The organism is Dechloromonas denitrificans, assembly GCF_020510685.1.
GTDB lineage: Bacteria > Pseudomonadota > Gammaproteobacteria > Burkholderiales > Rhodocyclaceae > Azonexus > Azonexus denitrificans_A.
Window position 1 is genome coordinate 34,321 of sequence record NZ_CP075185.1, and the last position, 17,097, is coordinate 51,417.

Below are 17,097 nucleotides of genomic sequence, written 5' to 3' on the forward strand. Positions count from 1 at the left end.
TGCAGCGTGCGATAATCCCGTCCTATGTCCCGTTTACCCTTCGATTCCCTGGCTTTTGCCCTGCATCAAGCCGCTCATATCAACGCTGCCGTATTTGCCGGGCAAAGTCTTGCCGATGGATTGCTGGCGCGCGTTGATCCGCAGGCCCGGCCGGCCGTGCAGGATCTCGTCTATGGCAGCCTGCGGGCGTTCGGGCGGGGTGATTTTTTCCTGGCCCGGCTGCTCGCCAAACCGCTGACGGCGGAGGAAATACGGGCGCTGCTGCTGGTTGCCATCTACCGCCTGGAAACCCGGCCGGACGCCGCGCATACCGTGGTCGATCAGGCCGTTGCCGCCGCCGGCGAACTGGCCGAAGGTCGTTTTCGCGGACTGGTCAATGGCGTGTTGCGCAACTTCCTGCGCCAGCAGGCCGAACTGAATGTCGCGCTGGCCGCCGATCCGGTCGCCAGCTCGCAGCATCCGGACTGGTGGCTGGCCCGCTTGCAGGCGAGCTATCCGCAGGATTGGCCAAGCATCGTCGCGGCCGGCAACACGCCGCCGCCGATGGCCCTGCGAGTCAATCTGCGGCGCGGCACACGGGCCGACTATCAGGCGCGGCTGAATGGCGAAAGGCTGAACGCGACGCCGCTTGGCGAGTGCGCATTGGCTCTGGAAAAGCCGCTGCCGGTTGATCGCTTGCCCGGTTTTGCCGATGGCCTCGTCTCGGTGCAGGATCCAGGCGCCCAAATGGCGGCCTTGCTGCTCGACCCGGCGCCGGGCAGCCGGGTGCTTGACGCCTGTGCGGCGCCTGGCGGCAAGACGGCGCATCTGCTGGAGCGGGCCGATCTCGATTTGCTGGCGCTCGATCTGAAGCCGTCCCGCTGTCGGCGCATCGTCGAAAATCTCGCCCGCCTCGGGCTCAAGGCCGACGTCATGGCCGCCGACTGCGCCAAGCTCAATACCTGGTGGGATGGCCGGACCTTCGATGCCGTACTGGCCGATGTGCCGTGCACGGCCAGCGGCGTGGTGCGGCGCAATCCGGATGCCAAGTGGCTGCGCCGCGAAGACGATATCGCCAGCTTTGCCAAGGCGCAATCGCGTATTCTCGATGCGCTGTGGCAGGTCGTCCGGCCCGGCGGTAAACTGCTTTATGTGACCTGCTCGGTCTTCCCTGTCGAGAATGGCGAGCAGATCGCGGCATTTCTTGCCCGTCAGCCGGATGCACGCCGTGCTCACGAGGAACAGCTTTTACCAACCGCCGAACATGATGGCTTTTTCTACTGCCTGCTCGAAAAAAATGCCTGATCGACTGCGCCATTGGCTGCTGTTGCTGCTTTTCATGCCGGTTTTGGCATGGGCGGCCGAGATTGAAATAGCCAATGCGCAACTGTCGGCGACCGAGGAAGGTTATGCCCTGTCGGCCGATTTTCGTTTCGAGCTGACGCCGCGCCTCGAAGAGGCGGTAAACAAGGGCGTCGTGCTCTATTTCGTCATCGATTACGAAATGACCAAGGCGCGCTGGTACTGGCTCGATGAAAAATTGCTCAGCCGCAGTCTGACCTACAGCCTGTCCTACCATGCGCTGACCCGCCAGTACCGCTTGTCCACCGGCGGCCTGCACCAGTCATTCTCGAATTTGAGCGACGCGCTGGCGGTGCTCTCCCGCCTGCGCAACTGGGTGGTGATCGACAAGGGCGACAAAATGCTGCGCACCGGCGAGCCGTATCAGGCCGCCTTGCGCCTGCGCCTCGATATCACCCAGCTGCCGCGGCCCTTCCAGATCAGCGCCCTGGGCAACAAGGACTGGAACCTGGTGGCTGACTGGAAGACCTGGCAGGCGCCGTTGCCGGCCGTCGCGGTGGAGACCCGGTGAAGCGCTTCGTTGCTGCCGGCGGGGCTTTCGCCGCCGCCATCGGGGGCATCCTGTGGTTCCTGCTGCTGATGTCCACGGCGGCCGACACCGTCCTTTTCTCCCGCAACTATCCGCTGCTGATCGGTCTGAATGTCGTGCTGGCCCTGGCCATGGTCGGGCTGGTCGGCTGGCAGCTGCGCTCGTTGTGGCGCGACTATCAGGCCCAGGTCTTCGGGGCGCGTCTCAAGCTGCGTCTGATGCTGATGTTCGGTTTCATCGCGGTACTGCCGGGGGCGCTGGTCTATGGCGTTTCGGTGCAGTTCGTGACGCGTTCGATCGAAAGCTGGTTCGACGTGCGCGTCGAAAAAGCCCTCGAATCCGGCCTGCAGCTTGGTCGCTCGGCGCTCGATTCGCTGCTTGAAGACCTCGGCGCCAAGGGGCGCAGCATGGCCATCGAGTTGTCCGACATCCAGGAGCCGTCGCGGCGTTCGGCGCTGCTGCGTCTGCGCGAGGAAAAAGGGGTGCAGTCGGCGGCTCTGTTCTCGGTCGGTGGCCAATTGTTGTCCAGTGCGACCACGGAATTGAGCAGCCTGCTGCCCGATCTGCCGAGCCAGACCCAGCTCAAGCAGGCGCGCAATTCGCGGGCGATCAGCACCGTCGAAGGCGACGGGGGAAAGCTCTATCTGCGCGTGCTGGTGCCGGTCGCGGCCCATGATGTGTTCGAGGAACCGCGCATTCTGCAATTGATCAACCCGGTGCCGGCCAGCCTGGCGCACGACGCCGACGCGGTGCAGGACGTTTATCGCGACTATCAGGAGCTGCAACTGGCGCGGGCTGGCCTGACCCGGATCTATGCCCTGACCCTGACCTTGACTGTGCTCGTCGCGCTGTTCGGGGCATTTGCGCTGGCCTATTTGATGGCCCGTCGGCTGGTCGCGCCGCTCTACATTCTGGCCGAGGGGACGCAGGCTGTGGCGCAGGGCGACTTCTCGCCGCGTCAGGCGATCTACAGCGGCGACGAACTCGGCATCCTGACCCAGTCCTTCAACCAGATGACGCGGCAGCTGAATGAGGCGCACCACGAAACCGAACGCCATCGCAGCGAGCTGGAATCGGCCCGCGGCTACCTCGAATCGATTCTTGCCAATCTGTCGTCCGGCGTTCTGGTTTTCGATCGCAATTTCGTCCTGCGCACCGTGAACGAGGGGGCGTTGACGGTTCTGAACGATGATTTCGTCGAGCTGATCGGGGCGGCGGTCGATAACTGGCCGCGCCAGCACGCGATGGGCACCTTCATCCGCCAGCACTTCGCGGCGACCGAGGATGCCGAATGGCAGGCCCAGCTGGAGCTGGAGCGCCCGAATGGGATGCCGCAGATCCTGCTGCTGCGCGGTTCGCGTCTGCCCGAAGCGAGCGGCGGCGGCGATGTCGTGGTGTTCGACGATGTCACCCGGATTGTCGCTGCCCAGCGCAGTGCCGCCTGGGGCGAGGTGGCCCGCCGGTTAGCCCACGAAATCAAGAATCCCCTGACCCCGATCCAGTTATCGGCCGAGCGTCTGCAGTTCAAGCTGGCCGACAAGCTGCTCAATGGCGACGCCGAGCTGCTGGCGCGCGGGACGCAGACCATCATCAACCAGGTGCAGTCGATGAAACGCATGGTCGACGACTTCCGCGACTATGCCCGCCTGCCGGCGCCGGAAGTGTCGCCGCTCGATCTCAACGAACTGATCGGCGAAGTCCTCGGCCTCTACGAGAGCTCGTCGGCCCGCATCGAAACGCGACTGGACGAGGCCTTGCCGGCGATACTGGGCGATGCCACCCAGTTGCGGCAGATCATCCACAATTTGCTGCGCAATGCCGAAGATGCCCTGGAAGGCCGCGAGGCCGGTCAAATCAGCATCGTTACCGAAACGGTCGGGCGCTGTGCCCGTCTGTCGATCGGCGATAACGGCCCGGGTTTTCCGGCCGAACTGCTGCCGCGCATCTTCGAACCTTATGTCACGACCAAGGCCCGCGGTACCGGCCTTGGCCTGCCCATCGTCAAGAAAATTGTCGAAGAACACCTGGGTACCATCGAAATCAGCAATGCACCGGCGGGCGGCGCACGAATCGACATTCGTCTGCCCCTGGTGAAGGAGGAGAAAGCCAAACATGGCAATAATTCTGGTGGTTGATGACGAAATCGGGATCCGCGAGTTGCTCTCGGAAATCCTGATCGACGAAGCTTACGATGTCCGACTGGCCGAAAACGCCGGGGCGGCGCGCCGTATCCGCAACGAACTGCGCCCCGATCTGGTCCTGCTCGACATCTGGATGCCGGACATGGACGGCATTTCGCTGTTGAAGGAATGGCATGCGGCCGGTCATCTCAATATGCCGGTGGTGATGATGTCGGGCCACGGCACGATCGATACGGCGGTCGAAGCGACCCGTTTCGGCGCTTTCGATTTCCTCGAAAAGCCGATTTCGCTGCAGAAGCTGCTGTCCACGGTGCAGAAGGCGCTCAAGCACGATACGCCGCCGTCGCGTCCGCCGCTGACGCTGGAAGCTTTCGGGCGCTCGACTTTCGTCAAGGAATTCCGGCGCCGCCTCGAACAGGCCGCCGCCAAGGCGCCGATCCTGCTGCTCAAGGGCGCGACTGGCGGGATGGCGGAAATTTGCGCCCGCACCTTGCAGCCGCCGCGTGCACCCTGGCTCGATCTGTCCGGCGTGAGTAGCGCGCTGACCCAGGAAATGCTCGAGAAACTCAGTGGCGGCATCCTGTTTGTTCCCGATCTGGCGGCTCTCGGCAAAATGCAGCAGATGAACTTGGCCTATGCGGTCGAGCGTCTGGAAAAGCTCAATTTGCAGCTGGTCGCGGCGACCGTGGACACCGTTGGCGGCCCTTGGCGAAGCCGGCTGGGACAGCAAGCTGCTGGCCCGCCTTGGGGAAGTCTGGGTGGTCATGCCGTCGCTGGCCGGACACGCCGACGAGTTACCGGAGATCGCCAGCCTGTTGCTGACCAATTTCGTCGAACGCGGCGAAGTGTTGCCCCGCCGTTTTTCCACCGGCGGCCTCAATGCCCTGCGCACGCTGCCCTGGAAAAACCTCTCGGAGACGAGTTGGACCGACCTCTACATGCTGGTCCGCAATCTCGCCCTGACGGCGCTCGACGAGGAAATTTCGGCCGAAGACGTCAGTCGCGTCATGCCACAGGAAGCCGGGGACTGCCGCGAACTGGTCTCGATGCTGCCCTTGTTCGACCAGCCGCTACGCGAGGCGCGCGATGCCTTTGAAAAACTCTATTTCGAGCACCACCTGCGGCTTGGCGGTGGCAACATGACCAAGCTGGCCGAGCGCTCCGGCCTTGAACGTACGCACTTGTATCGCAAGCTGAAGCAACTGGATGTCCGGCTCGGCAAACGGGTCGAGGAATAGACCGTCGAGATAGCAGCGTAGTCCTGGTGGGGGCATCATGAAAGTCATCATTCTCGGTGCCGGCCAGGTCGGGGCCAGCGTTGCCGAAGGCCTGGTTTCGGAAGAAAACGACATCACGATCGTCGATTACAACGCGGCGCGCCTGGCCCAGTTGCAGGACCGGCTTGATTTGCGGACGGTCGTCGGCGATGCCGCGACGCCGTCGGTCCTGCGCAGTGCCGGGGCGGAAGATGCCGACATGATCATTGCCGTGACCCAGAGCGATCAGGCGAATCTGGTGGCCTGCAAGCTGGCCCAGAGTGTCTTCAATGTGCCGACCCGGATTGCCCGTTTGCGTTCGCGGGATTTCCTCGAAGACGCCAGCCTGCTTTCCGTCGCCAACTTTGCCGTCGATTACGCGTTGTGCCCGGAGCAGGTCATCACCGATTACATCCGGCGTTTGATCGAATTTCCCGAGGCGTTGCAAGTGCTCAGTTTTGCTCGCGGCCGGGTCAGTCTGGTGGCGGTCAAGGCGTTCGAGGGCGGGCTGCTGGTCGGCAGGCAGATCAAGGAAATGCGCGCCTTGCTGCCGCCCGATATGGAGGCCCGGATTGCGGCAATTTTCCGCCGCGATCAGCCGGTCTTTCCGGAAGGCGAGACGGTGGTCGAGGCGGGCGACGAGGTGTTCCTGCTCGCCGCCGCCGAGCACATCCGGCCGGTGCTGCGCCAGTTGCGCCGGATGATGACGCCGGTCGAGCGGATCATGATCGCCGGTGGCGGCAATATCGGTAGCCGGCTGGCCAAGACGCTGGAAAAGCGCTACGAGGTCAAGGTCATCGAAGGCCGCAAGGAACGCGCCGAGGCGCTAGCCAGCGAGCTTGACGATGCGCTGGTCCTGCTCGGCGATGCCACCGACGAGGAGTTGCTGGAGCAGGAAAACATCGCCGAGATGGATCTCTTCCTCGCCCTGACCAATGACGACGAAGACAATATCATGTCCGGCAGCCTGGCCAAACGCCTCGGCTGCAAACGGGTGGTGGCGCTGATCAACCGGCGGGCTTATGCCGAAATGATCGAAGGCGGGCCGATCGATATCGGTATTTCGCCAGCCCAGGTGTCGATCGGCACCTTGCTCACCCATGTCCGTCAGGGCGATGTCGCCGAAGTGCATTCGCTGCGGCGCGGTGCGGCCGAAGCGCTGGAGATCGTCGCCCATGGCGATGGCAAAACCTCCAAGGTGATCGGCAAGCGGATCGATCAGATCGACTGGCCGCATGGCGTGACGGTCGCCGCGCTGGTGCGCAACTTCGCGCAGCCGGTGGTGGTTGGCCAGACCGACGACTGGACGGCTATTACCCGCTACGGCGAGGTACTGATTGCCCACCACGACACGGTGATCGAGGCGGATGACCACGTGATCGTCTTCTGTACCCGCAAGAAGCTGGTCAAGAAGGTCGAAAAGCTCTTCCAGGTCGGTTTTCACTTCCTTTAAGGGGCTGCCATGACGCGTTTTGCCCCGGTTTATCGTGCGCTGGGCATGATCATCATGCTCTTCGGGCTGACCATGCTGGCGCCGTTGATCACCTCCTACGTCACCAACGACGGCGCGCAATCGGCTTATGACGAGGCTTTTGCCCTGACCATGCTGTGCGGCGCCTTCCTCTGGTATCGCTATCGCCGCTGCAAGCGCGAATTGAACATCCGCGACGGATTCCTGATGGTCGTGCTGGTCTGGTCGGTCCTGCCGGCTTTTGCGGCGATTCCGTTGATGCTTCATCTTGGCATCAGCCATACCGATGCCTATTTTGAAACGGTATCGGGGCTGACCACCACCGGTTCGACAGTGCTGAGCAACATTGACTCGCTGCCGATGTCGATCAACCTTTGGCGTCACCAACTGGTCTGGGTGGGCGGCATGGGGCTGATCGTGCTGGCCATCGCCGTCCTCCCGCTGCTCGGCATCGGCGGCCGCCAGATGTTCAAGGCGGAAACGCCGGGGCCGATGAAGGACGCCAAGTTGACGCCGCGTATCGCCGAAACGGCCAAGGGATTGTGGCTGGTCTATTTCGGCGTCTCGCTGGCCTGTATCCTCGGCTTTCGCTGGGCCGGCATGAGCTGGTTCGATGCCGTCTGCCACGCCTTTTCGACGATGGGACTGGGTGGTTTCTCGACCCACGACGCCAGCTTCGGCTATTTTGATTCGCCGGCCATCGAGTTCGTGGCGATCGTTTTTATGCTGATTGCCGGAATGAACTTCGGGACGCTTTTCCTCGCCGTTAGCGGGCGCTCACTTCGTCCCTATCTCCGGGATCCTGAAGCCGGATGGTTCCTTGGCGTGACCTTGCTCAGCATTCTCGTGGTCGCCATCTACATCTGGAAGGATGGGGCCTATGCCGATCTGAACGTCGCCGTTCGCCATGTCGCTTTCAACCTGGTCTCGATTGCCACGACCACCGGTTACGCCAGTGTCGATTTCGCTCAGTGGCCGATCTTTGCCACGCTGTGGATGCTGTTCCTGTCCAGTTTCGTCACCAGCGCCGGATCGACCGGCGGCGGGATCAAGATGATGCGGGCCTTGCTGCTCTACAAGCAGGTCTACCGGGAGCTGCTCCGTGCCATGCACCCGAATGCCGTTTATAACGTGCGCATCGGCGGTCAGGTGGCGCAGCAACCCGTTCTGTTCGCGGTTCTCGCCTTCGCTTTCATGTACATGGTCAGCATTGTTTCGCTCACCCTGGTCCTTACTTTTACCGGGCTGGACATCATTTCCGCGTTCACGGCGATTGTCGCCAGCGTCAACAACACCGGCCCGGGCCTCGGGGTGGTTGGCCCATCGACGACCTACGAGGTGTTGGAAGACTTCCAGACCTGGGTCTGCATCTTCGCCATGCTGCTCGGCCGGCTGGAAATCTTCACGCTGCTCGTCGTACTGACCCCCGCCTTCTGGCGTAAGTGACCTGCAACGCGGAAAGGCGGATAATTCCGCCTTTCCGAATTTCTGGCGGAGTGCCCCTGTGAGCCGACCCAAGAACGATACCTTCCTGCGCGCCCTTCTCAAAGAGCCGACCGAATACACGCCGCTCTGGCTGATGCGTCAGGCCGGCCGTTATCTGCCGGAATACTGCGAAACGCGCAAACGCGCCGGCAATTTCCTGAATCTGTGCAAGTCGCCGGACATGGCTTGCGAAGTGACGCTGCAGCCGCTGGCCCGTTATAACCTCGACGCCGCGATCCTCTTCTCCGACATCCTGACGGTGCCGGATGCGATGGGTCTCGGTCTTTATTTCGCCGAAGGCGAGGGGCCGAAGTTCGAGCGCCCGCTGCGCGAAGAATGGGCGATCAACGACCTCACCGCGCCCGATCCCAACGACCATCTGCGCTACGTGATGGACGCCGTGGTCGAAATCCGTCGCGCCCTGGACAACTCGGTGCCGCTGATCGGCTTCTCCGGCAGCCCCTACACGCTCGCCTGCTATATGGTCGAGGGCCAGGGCTCGAGCGATTTCCGCCACATCAAGGGCATGCTCTACAAGCGCCCGGACCTGCTGCACCGCATTCTGTCGGTGACCACCGACTCGGTGATTTCCTACCTGAACGCCCAGATCGACAGCGGCGCCCAGGCGGTGATGATCTTCGACACCTGGGGTGGTTCGCTGTCGGCGGCGGCCTACGAGGAATTCTCGCTGCAATACATGCGGCGCATCGTCGCCGGCCTGAAAAAGGAAAAGGACGGCGAGCGCGTGCCGAGCATCGTGTTCACCAAGAACGGCGGTCTGTGGCTGGAAAAGATCGCCGACATCGGTTGCGATGCAGTGGGTCTGGACTGGACCATCGATATCGGCGAAGCCCGCCGACGGGTTGGCGACAAGGTGACGCTGCAAGGCAATCTCGACCCGAACGTGTTGTTCGCCACGCCGGAAATCGTCGCCGCCGAAGCGCGCAAGGTGCTCGACAGCTTTGGGCCGGGGAATACCGGGCATGTCTTCAACCTCGGCCACGGTATTTCGCAATTCACGCCGCCGGATAGCGTCAATGCCCTGGTCGAAGCGGTCCATAGCCACAGTCGTTTATTACGAAAGTAATACCTATAAGCGGGCTGCAGTTCTTTACTTATGCACAGAGTTCTGCATCCCGCCAAGAAAATTTCCTGAAATCTGCTTGACAGTTCACAACTTGCTCAAGTATTTGAAAACAAAGGGATTGTCTTCTTGCTCAATATTTCGGCAAAGTGACAAATTCCTTTAAACCCCGTGGCTTAGCGCAGTTTTACCAGAGAAATCCACAAAGTTATCCACAGCTTTTGTGGGTAAATCAAACGACCGTGTAAACACAGGGTTTTTCACCAAATTTCGGAGATACGACGGCCCCCGCCGGCAAATTTATGCCTGTCTTACGCGTCGCTCTCGATTTGCCGCTGCACCGCCTCTTCGATTACCTTGCCCCGGAGGCGTCGACCGCCGACTTCGGTTTTCGCGTTCGCGTGCCGTTCGGGCGCTCGGAAAAAATCGGCGTCATCGTCGAGGTCGCCGATGACAGCGACTGGCCGCTCGATCAGCTGAAAGTCGCCGGCGAAATTCTGCGCGATCTGCCGGCCCTGCCGCGCGATTTCTTCGCGCTTTGCGATTTTGCCAGCACCTATTACCAGGCGCCGTTCGGCGAAGTCGTGCTGCAGGCCTTGCCGGTCGGTCTGAAGCGGGTCGTGCCGCCGACCCGGCGCCAGGCGCGGGCCAGCCGCCCAACGCAACCGATCGCCCGGCCGGCGCTGACCGCCGAGCAGGCGCTCGCCGTTGCGGCCGTCGATCCGGCCGCCGGCTTCTCGGCCCACCTGCTCTACGGCATCACCGGCAGCGGCAAGACCGAGGTTTATCTGCGCCTGATCGAGCGGGCGCTGGCCGAAGGCCGACAGGTTCTGCTGCTGGTCCCTGAAATCAATCTGACGCCCCAGCTCGAAGGGCGGGTCCGGGCGCGCTTTCCGGAAACCGGCGTCGTCTCGCTGCACAGCGAACTCGCCGAGGCTGCGCGCGAGCGCAACTGGCGGGCGGCCTTTGCCGGCGAGGCGAGCATCGTGCTCGGGACCCGGCTGTCGATCTTCACGCCGATGCCCAATCTCGGGCTGATCGTCATCGACGAGGAGCACGATCCCTCCTTCAAGCAGCAGGATGGCATGCGCTATTCGGCGCGCGATATCGGCGTCTTTCGCGCTCACCAATTGGGCATTCCGATCCTGCTCGGTTCGGCGACGCCGGCGCTGGAATCCTGGGCCAATGCGCAGAGTGGGCGCTATGGCTTGATCAAGCTGCGCGAACGGGCCAATCCCGAAGCCACCTTGCCGAGCGTGAAAATGCTCGACACGCGCCGTATGGTGCTCAAGGAAGGCGTCAGCGAGCCGCTGATTGCCGCCATCGCGGCCCGGCTGGAGCGCGGCGAGCAGAGCCTGATCTTCCTCAATCGGCGCGGCTATGCACCGGTGCTGGCGTGCACCGCTTGTGGCTGGATCTCGCGTTGTACCCGTTGTGCGGCCAACATGGTGCTGCATCTGGCCGATAAGCGTTTGCGCTGTCACCATTGCGGTTTCGAGCATCGCGTCCCAAAGGCCTGTCCGACCTGCGGCAACCAGGATATCCATCCGTTCGGGCGCGGCACCCAGCGCCTCGAAGGCTGGGTCCAGGAACAATTCCCGGCGGCCCGGGTGATCCGCGTCGACCGCGATTCGGTGAAGAGCCGCAAGCAATGGGAGGTGATGCTCGAGCGCATCCATGGCGGCGACGCCGATATTCTGGTCGGTACGCAGATGCTGGCCAAAGGCCACGATTTCCCCAAGCTGACGCTGGTCGGCGTGCTGGGCGCCGATTCGGCATTGTTTTCCGCCGACTGGCGCGCTCCGGAACGGCTTTTTGCCCAGCTGATGCAGGTGGCCGGGCGGGCCGGGCGGGCCGAACTGAAAGGCGAGGTGCTGGTCCAGACCGAGTATCCGACTCATCCGCTGTATTCGGCGCTGGTCGCCCACGACTACCCGGGCTTTGCCGCGAGCATGCTCAAGGAGCGCGAGCAGGCGGGGTTTCCGCCCTATGCCTTCCAAGCCATGTTGCGCGCCGAGGCGCCGGCGATGGCCGATTCCATCGCCTTCCTGAAAGCCGCGGCCGCCTTGCCGGTCATTCCGGAACACGACAACGTGATGATCTACGATCCGGTGCCGATGAAGCTCGCCCGTCTGGCCAGCCTGGAACGCGGCCAGTTGCTCGCCGAATCCGCCTCCCGCCCGGCCCTGCAAGCCTTTCTGCCGCGCTGGCGGGAAGCCATCGAAGGCCTCAAGGCGCCGTCGAAGCTGCGCTGGCATATCGAAGTCGATCCGCTGGAGTTCTGACCGGCACGGCCCTTGCAGAGTGGTCATCCCATTAACTGCAAGGAGGGCATCATGAAAATTCAGGAATCGACGGTACAACTCTCGGCCAGCCATGAAGCCAGCCGGACGCAAACGCTGGAAATCAACACGGTGCAGAGCTTCCGGCAGGTCTTCACCAGTCTGGCCGTACCGCAGAACGCGGCGCAGGAGACGGCCGAGCAGCGCGTCCAGAAGCTGCTGCAATCGCTGATCGACGCCATCATGGCGGCAATGGATGGCAAAAAATACGAGGCAGACTTTGCCGCCAGCGATGCGTTGCCGGCCGAGGGGCAGGCGGTGCCGAGCAGGCGCCCGGAGATCAGCTGGCAGCGCAGCAGCACGGAAACCGTCAGTGAGTCGGAGAAGACCACCGTTTGCGGCAAAGGCATGGTCAAGACCTGTGACGGGCGGCAGATCGATTTCAATTACGCCGTCGACATGGCGCGCGAATACCACAGCGAGAAGAGCAGCGAGGAGAGCGGCACGGTCGCCTTGCGCGACCCCCTGGTGCTCAGCTTTGACGGCAAGTCCTGCGAACTGACCGAGGAATGCATTGCCTTCGACCTGAATGCCGACGGCACGCCGGAACAGATTCCCGGTCTTGGCTTCGGCAGCGGCTTTCTCGTCTTCGACCGCAACGGTAACGGCAAGGCCGATAACGGCAGCGAGCTGTTCGGGGTGGCCAGCGGCAACGGCTTTGCCGATCTGGCACAGCTCGACGGCGATCATAACGGCTGGATCGACGAGGCTGACGAGGCCTTCAAACAGCTTGCCGTGTGGTCGGGCGACAGCTTCCAGTCATTGGCCGAGCGGGGCGTCGGTGCCCTCTATACGGGGGCGGTAGAGGCCCCATTCTCGCTGAAGAATGGAGCCAATGAACTGCTCGGCCAGATCCGGGCGGCCGGACTCTATCTGTCGGAAGCGGGCGAGGTCGGCCAGATGCAGCAGGTCGACCTGGCTGTCTCAGCCCCGCCGGCGGGAGAGAAACATCCAGCCGAGGGCGAGCAACTGGCCGCCTAACAGCGTGACGAAAGCGGCGCGGAAAGCCGCGTCGCTCGTCCAGCCGGCGGCCTGCAAGGCGCCGACCAACCCGCCGATGCCCCATTGCAGGCCGAAGGCGCCGGCAAAGACGAGCAGGTTGAGCGCCGTATTGGCGCGCCCGGAAAGGGCTGGCGGAAAAGCCTGGGCGACCAGCGAATAAGAGACGTTGGACAACGAAAAGCAGATGCCAAGCAAAGGCCATAACAGGCCGCCGGCAAAGTTCGGCAGCGTGCAGATCAGGCTGAGCAGGCCAACGGCAACGAGCATGGCGCCGAGATAGATCTTTTCGAGCTTGATGCCGCGGTGTACCAGCGCGGTGGCGAAAAAACCCATGAACAGGAAGCCGGCCAGCATCGCACCGCTCATCCAGGTCAGGCGAAGGGCGATCGCCGCGCCATCCATGCCTTCGAGCACCGCCATCCAGCGTGAAGCCCAGAGCCCTTGCACGGCCATGAAGCCGCCGGTAAACCAGAAGCCCATCGGGGCGTAGCGCCAGAAGTGACGGCTCGAATAGATTGCTTTGACGCCAGCCAGCTGAGCGAAGATGCCCGTGCCTTTTTCTTCGCTTTCCTTGTCCGGTGCGACGAACCAGATAATCGCCGCAACGGCCAGCGTGGCAGCGGCCAGCCCGAGAGCGATTGTGCGCCAGCTGGCGAAGCCGAGCGCCAGTTCCAGCGGTTTCGCTGCGGCCAGCGCGCCCAGACCGCCGGCAGCCATGATCCAGCCGGTTAGCGAAGCCTGCCGTTCGGGCGGGAACCACTGGGCAAAAGCCTTGAATGAGGCCATCAGGCAGGCGGAAACCCCGAGGCCGATGAGCGCCCGACCGAGCGCCAGGCCGCCCAGCGCATCGGACAGCGCGAAAACGGCGGCGCCGCTGGCGGCGATCACCAGCAACGCGGCTTCCACCCGGCGTGGGCCAAAGCGGTCGAGCAGCATGCCGAGTGGCAACTGCGCGGCGCCAAAGGCGAGGAAGTAGGTACTGGTCAGCAGCCCCAGCGCGTTGTCGCCGAGGCTCAGTTCATGAGCCAGTACCGGGCCGATGACGGCATTGGCGGTGCGGTAGAGGTAGGAGAGAAAGTAACCGGCGGCAAACGGCAGAAAAAGCCTGAGCCACAGGCCTCGGGTAGCGGGGTAAATCACGCTTGCTCCGGTTTCACGTGGAACGTCGTCGGAGGCGGGGCGCTGCCCGAATTGTCGCGAAGCCAGCGGGCCCGCTGTTCAATTTTTTGCCGCCAATGTTCGGCGATGCCGGGGGTTGTCGCCAGTCGTTCGAGGTCGGCCAGGGGCGGGCGATGCGACTGCCAGAGTTGCATTGCTTCGGCCAGCGTCGGGGCGGTCGTCGCCGGTTCAGCCAGTTGCAGTTGGTCGTCCGGCGCCACCCGGCCGGCTTGCAGCACCCGCCAGTACCAGCCGGTCAGTCGATGTTCGGCAATGAAGGCGGCCATGCCGTCGGTGGCAAAACGCTCGTCGATTTTCCAGCACGGGTTGCGCGGCTGACAGACCTGCAGACGGGCGCTGCCCAGTTGCCAGATGTCGCCAATCCGGACATCGTTTTCGTCGAGATCGGCGACCGAGATGTTTTCGCCCAGGCTGCCGGGCACGAGGTGTGCCGCCGCGTCGGGAAAGCGTGCGGCAAGGCGCGGGTAGTGGCTGGCCGGATAGAGATGGACCGCCTTTTCCGGACCGCCATGCACCCGGCGGTCGGCCTGCTGGTCGCCGACGAAGCCTTCGCGACCGAGATCGAGCGGTGCCGTTACCGGCTGTTTGTAAATACCGGTCGGCCGACCGGATTCAGGGAGCGGCCGGATGCCGCCGACGAATAATGAAATTTTTGCCATGGTTGGCGGATTTTGCCATCAATCCCACAACCACGCTGCGCCCCGCACCCCCGAGGAATCCCCATGTGTCGGCGGGCGGATTTTGGTGCACAAAACATCGGAAAAAACGTGCGGCGCGCAGCAGGCGGGCAGATTGCGATAGAGGCGGGAGATGTTGGACAGGCCGCCACCGAGGACGATGACTGCCGGGTCGAGGATGTTGATGACGCCAGCCAACGCTCGACCGAGCCGATCTTCGTAGCGCCGCAGGGTCGCTTCGCAGGCCGTATCGCCGGCCGTCGCCCGCGCTTCGATGCAGGCCGTATCGAGCTGTTGGCCGGTATGCCTGAAATGGTCGGCCGCCAGGGCCGGGCCGGAAAGATAGGTTTCGATACAGCCGGCTCGCCCGCAGTAACAGGGCGGCAGCGGCAAATCGTCGGTGGCCGGTAGCGGCAGCGGATTGTGGCCCCACTCGCCGGCGATGGCGTTGGCACCGGTCAGCACCCGGCGCTCGATGACGATGCCGCCGCCGACCCCGGTCCCGAGAATGATGCCGAAGACGGTCGCGGCGTCCCGCCCGCTGCCATCGACGGCTTCCGACAGGGCAAAGCAGTTGGCATCGTTGGCCAGTCGGATCTCGCGCTGCAACAATGTCTGCAGATCGTGTCGCAACGGCTGGCCGATCAGGCAGGTCGAATTGGCGTTCTTGATCAGGCCGGTGACCAGCGATTCGGCGCCGGGAATGCCGATGCCGAGCGTGCCGTGCTGACCTGTTTCGCGCTCGACATTTTCCACCAGTCCGGCAACCGCCCGCAGCGTCGCCCGGTAATCGCCCTGTGGTGTCGCAATACGCTGGCGCAGCAATTCGCGACCATCGTCCGCCAACGCAATGATCTCGATCTTCGTGCCGCCAAGGTCAACCCCGAGACGCAAGTTCAAACCCGCACGGCAACGCCTTTGACATTGCCGTAGGTGGTGGTCAGCGTGCGCAATACGCTGGCTCCGGCGTCAAGCAACAGCATGAACAGGTTGCGTTCGCTGTAAAGGCAGACTGGGTGGGTGATTCCGTATTTTTTCGCGACGCTCGGCGAAAGCTCGGTGAAGCGCTGTTCTACCAGCTGTTCGCCGCCCGGGTAGCCATCGCCCAGTTCCGAATGCAGACCGAGAATGGATATGTAGAGCTTGCCGCCGATCTTCAGCTTCAACAGTAATTGGCGGACGACGCTGCGTGCCTGCTCGTAGGGCATGCTGCACAGTCCACGGCGGAGGACGACGATGTCGAAAGGCTCGCCCGGCAGATCGTCCGGCAGGTTCGTTATTTCGCCGGCGGCGTAGGAAACATTGTCGCGCAGGCCGCCGGCGAGAATCCGCCCTTCGATGTCGTGCCGCTTGGCAGGCGTATCCGCGGCAGTTACCTGGGCGCCAAGATGGGCAATTTCAGTGGCCAGTTCGCAATGCCCGGCCGGCAGGATCAATACGGAAACGCGGCGGTCGTAACGCTGGCGCTTGACACATTCTTCCAGGGCCAGACGTTCGTTTTCGTCTGTTCCCGACTGGAAGGGATTGGCTGTAGTATCTACGCTCATTGGTTGTCTCCGTTATCGCCCCATTCTGCATTAAGGCCGGACGTTCTGACAACCGGAAGCTGGGCAACGGAAGGAAAAAATATGCTAGTTAGATTTGATTCGAGCGAGACCGGCGAGATACTGATGTTTGCCGATGCGGCAAAGGATCTGTTGCAGGCCATCGGCAAGGAAACGACGGCGCGTGGCGCCTTTACCCAGGCCGAAATGGCCGGGGCCGCCGAGTTGTTGCGGCAAGCGGTGAAGCGCGCCGAAGGGCCGCCGCCCGACGACGTCGAAGATGCCAACGGCAAGAAAGTTCCGGTTGTGGTGTTCGGCCAACGGGCCTGGCCGCTGATCGACATGCTGGAACGCACCGCACGCGGCGGTGCGAAGGCCAATATCGTCTGGGAAGCGGCCAGCGATTTTTGAGCGGGTGCCGGGGGGCGCTGTCCCCGGCCTCAAAAGAGTTCGATATCGTCGCCTTTGTCTTTCATGTCGGCCATGAACTTGTCTACGGCCTCCTGCACCGGCATGCCTTGTATGACGGCATCGAACATCGCGATTTCCTCGCGGGTCGTGTATTTACCCCGGATTTTTTGCTGCAGGTCGACCCATTCGCCGGGATTGAACAGACGGCGGCTGTCGCCGACCAGATTGCTCAGGTCGCCAAGGCTGAGTCCGACATGGGCCAGACGCTGGACCAGTTTGTCGTAAAACTGAAAGGCGATGATGGCCTGGTTCACCATGCCTGCGACATGGTCGGAGACGCCGCTCAGGCTTTGTTTGGCGACGCCGACCTCGCCCTGGTCGGGCAGCGTCTGCACGGTGTCGGAAATCATCCGCATGTAGCCGGCCATGGTAGTGAAGGAGTCCGCCAGGACCTCGACCGAGGCGTTGCTGTCCTTCATCGCCGACTCGATCTGGACGGCGGCCAGTTCCAGCATCAGCACCGTTTCGCGGACCTGGCTCCAGCTCAGGTCGGGCTGGTGGGCGGTTGAACCGCGTGGCAGATTCTTCTCGTTCGTCATTGCTATGCGCTTTCTGGCGGGGGAGCCAATCCATGG

General features: G+C 62.9%; 14 protein-coding genes and 1 pseudogene. 10 read left to right on the plus strand and 5 right to left on the minus strand.

What is annotated here, in order from left to right:
* Positions 1 to 24 precede the first annotated feature (24 nt).
* The 9 genes and pseudogenes from rsmB (at position 25) to KI611_RS00205 (ending at position 12,630) form a co-directional block, all read left to right on the plus strand.
* Positions 25 to 1,284 carry a 16S rRNA (cytosine(967)-C(5))-methyltransferase RsmB gene (gene rsmB / locus KI611_RS00155; protein WP_226417828.1) on the plus strand — a complete coding sequence of 420 codons (1,260 nt, stop codon included), beginning with the start codon at positions 25 to 27 and terminating at the stop codon, positions 1,282 to 1,284.
* On the plus strand, positions 1,277 to 1,852 hold the full coding sequence (locus KI611_RS00160) for a DUF4390 domain-containing protein (protein WP_226417829.1): 576 nt from the start codon (positions 1,277 to 1,279) through the stop codon (positions 1,850 to 1,852). The genes rsmB and KI611_RS00160 overlap by 8 nt, the downstream gene beginning before the upstream one ends.
* The gene (locus KI611_RS00165; RefSeq protein WP_226417830.1) at positions 1,849 to 4,005 is read left to right on the plus strand and encodes a sensor histidine kinase; all 2,157 of its coding nucleotides are present in this window, start codon (positions 1,849 to 1,851) and stop codon (positions 4,003 to 4,005) included. Before KI611_RS00160 ends, KI611_RS00165 begins: the two co-directional genes overlap by 4 nt.
* Positions 3,983 to 5,249, plus strand: a pseudogene (locus KI611_RS22115) (sigma-54-dependent transcriptional regulator). Before KI611_RS00165 ends, KI611_RS22115 begins: the two are co-directional and overlap by 23 nt.
* Before the next feature lie 37 nt (positions 5,250 to 5,286).
* Entirely contained in the window at positions 5,287 to 6,720 is a 1,434-nt protein-coding gene (gene trkA, locus KI611_RS00185) for a Trk system potassium transporter TrkA (RefSeq protein WP_226417831.1), read from the plus strand.
* Between the two features lie 9 nt (positions 6,721 to 6,729).
* Positions 6,730 to 8,184: a TrkH family potassium uptake protein gene (locus KI611_RS00190; protein WP_226417832.1), complete on the plus strand. Its 1,455-nt coding sequence runs from the start codon at positions 6,730 to 6,732 to the stop codon at positions 8,182 to 8,184.
* A 58-nt stretch (positions 8,185 to 8,242) separates the two neighbouring features.
* Positions 8,243 to 9,310 carry a uroporphyrinogen decarboxylase gene (gene hemE / locus KI611_RS00195; RefSeq protein ID WP_226417833.1) on the plus strand — a complete coding sequence of 356 codons (1,068 nt, stop codon included), beginning with the start codon at positions 8,243 to 8,245 and terminating at the stop codon, positions 9,308 to 9,310.
* Between the two features lie 299 nt (positions 9,311 to 9,609).
* A complete protein-coding gene (locus tag KI611_RS00200) occupies positions 9,610 to 11,592 on the plus strand; it encodes a primosomal protein N' (RefSeq protein ID WP_226417834.1) in 1,983 nt (660 codons plus the stop codon).
* Between the two features lie 51 nt (positions 11,593 to 11,643).
* Positions 11,644 to 12,630 carry a hypothetical protein gene (locus tag KI611_RS00205; protein WP_226417835.1) on the plus strand — a complete coding sequence of 329 codons (987 nt, stop codon included), beginning with the start codon at positions 11,644 to 11,646 and terminating at the stop codon, positions 12,628 to 12,630.
* On the opposite strand, the gene KI611_RS00210 is transcribed toward KI611_RS00205, so the two are convergent.
* The 4 genes from KI611_RS00210 to KI611_RS00225 are packed head-to-tail and all read right to left on the minus strand — an operon-like array spanning position 12,574 to position 16,054.
* On the minus strand, positions 12,574 to 13,791 hold the full coding sequence (locus tag KI611_RS00210; protein WP_226417836.1) for an MFS transporter: 1,218 nt from the start codon (positions 13,789 to 13,791) through the stop codon (positions 12,574 to 12,576). The two genes, KI611_RS00205 and KI611_RS00210, sit on opposite strands and share 57 nt — an antisense overlap.
* Entirely contained in the window at positions 13,788 to 14,489 is a 702-nt protein-coding gene (locus KI611_RS00215) for an MOSC domain-containing protein (RefSeq protein ID WP_226417837.1), read from the minus strand. The genes KI611_RS00210 and KI611_RS00215 overlap by 4 nt, the downstream gene beginning before the upstream one ends.
* Positions 14,490 to 14,507: 18 nt before the next feature.
* On the minus strand, positions 14,508 to 15,401 hold the full coding sequence (locus KI611_RS00220) for an ROK family protein (protein WP_226417838.1): 894 nt from the start codon (positions 15,399 to 15,401) through the stop codon (positions 14,508 to 14,510).
* A gap of 2 nt (positions 15,402 to 15,403) precedes the next feature.
* Positions 15,404 to 16,054 (minus strand): class I SAM-dependent methyltransferase, encoded by a 651-nt coding sequence (locus KI611_RS00225; protein WP_226417839.1) that lies wholly within the window; start codon positions 16,052 to 16,054, stop codon positions 15,404 to 15,406.
* An 81-nt stretch (positions 16,055 to 16,135) separates the two neighbouring features.
* On the opposite strand from KI611_RS00225, the gene KI611_RS00230 reads away from it, so the two are divergent.
* On the plus strand, positions 16,136 to 16,462 hold the full coding sequence (locus tag KI611_RS00230; RefSeq protein WP_226417840.1) for a DUF1840 domain-containing protein: 327 nt from the start codon (positions 16,136 to 16,138) through the stop codon (positions 16,460 to 16,462).
* A 29-nt stretch (positions 16,463 to 16,491) separates the two neighbouring features.
* On the opposite strand, the gene KI611_RS00235 is transcribed toward KI611_RS00230, so the two are convergent.
* Complete coding sequence (locus KI611_RS00235; RefSeq protein WP_226417841.1) at positions 16,492 to 17,061, minus strand: hypothetical protein; 570 nt, start codon at positions 17,059 to 17,061, stop codon at positions 16,492 to 16,494.
* Positions 17,062 to 17,097 lie beyond the last annotated feature (36 nt).

Coding starts and splice junctions, on each gene's coding strand:
- rsmB (WP_226417828.1), top strand. CDS start 25: ATGTCCCGTTTACCCTTCGATTCCCTGGCTTTTGCCCTGCATCAAGCC.
- KI611_RS00160 (WP_226417829.1), top strand. CDS start 1,277: ATGCCTGATCGACTGCGCCATTGGCTGCTGTTGCTGCTTTTCATGCCG.
- trkA (WP_226417831.1), top strand. CDS start 5,287: ATGAAAGTCATCATTCTCGGTGCCGGCCAGGTCGGGGCCAGCGTTGCC.
- KI611_RS00190 (WP_226417832.1), top strand. CDS start 6,730: ATGACGCGTTTTGCCCCGGTTTATCGTGCGCTGGGCATGATCATCATG.
- KI611_RS00200 (WP_226417834.1), top strand. CDS start 9,610: ATGCCTGTCTTACGCGTCGCTCTCGATTTGCCGCTGCACCGCCTCTTC.
- KI611_RS00205 (WP_226417835.1), top strand. CDS start 11,644: ATGAAAATTCAGGAATCGACGGTACAACTCTCGGCCAGCCATGAAGCC.
- KI611_RS00215 (WP_226417837.1), bottom strand. CDS start 14,489: ATGGCAAAAATTTCATTATTCGTCGGCGGCATCCGGCCGCTCCCTGAA.
- KI611_RS00225 (WP_226417839.1), bottom strand. CDS start 16,054: ATGAGCGTAGATACTACAGCCAATCCCTTCCAGTCGGGAACAGACGAA.
- KI611_RS00230 (WP_226417840.1), top strand. CDS start 16,136: ATGCTAGTTAGATTTGATTCGAGCGAGACCGGCGAGATACTGATGTTT.
- KI611_RS00235 (WP_226417841.1), bottom strand. CDS start 17,061: ATGACGAACGAGAAGAATCTGCCACGCGGTTCAACCGCCCACCAGCCC.